A 558-nucleotide genomic window follows, 5' to 3' on the forward strand; every position below is an offset into this window, starting at 1 on the left:
AGTCAGGTTTCTGCGTGACATAAAAAATTGCGTTGCCGCGTGGTTCGCCGAGCAGGCGTCCGTGCCGAGCGTCCGGGCAATATAGAATTTAACTTGACCAACAATGTCGTCGATTTTCAGTATTTTGTCCAGAAGTTGATCTGCATTCTCCCGCAGTACTTTCAGCATATTGGGGTCTGCGGGAGTAGCTTCAAGATTAAGATCGGAACTACTGATTGCACAGTAATTCACGGCTTGTTCAAATTTTACATTTTTACCAATGAATTCGTAGTAGTCTTCAATACTTGAATTGGGCTTATGACTAAATCCAACTTCCAGAGGACTCCAGGCATCGTCCAATTGCTTACGCAAAAGCTTCATCAATAATGCCATTGCCAATTCAACTTCTTGAGAGATATCAAAAGCGGGTGCAATGTTGACGCGATATTCTAGCCGGCTTTCATTTTTACCTTCAATGAAATCGATAACAATTGCTTTAGATATCGTTTGATCGTATCGGGATAAACATAAACAGACGTCTCTCAATGTGGCCGCGTGATAGACGGTAAGCATTCCTGA

At 42.7% G+C, this 558-nt stretch carries 1 protein-coding gene; it reads right to left on the bottom strand.

The window, feature by feature from the left end; all coding sequences use genetic code 11:
* Window positions 1-558: AraC family transcriptional regulator ligand-binding domain-containing protein (locus A3735_RS07895; RefSeq protein WP_156499516.1), on the bottom strand; the 558-nt coding region annotated here is incomplete at both ends.

It is taken from the genome of Oleiphilus sp. HI0061 (assembly GCF_001635675.1).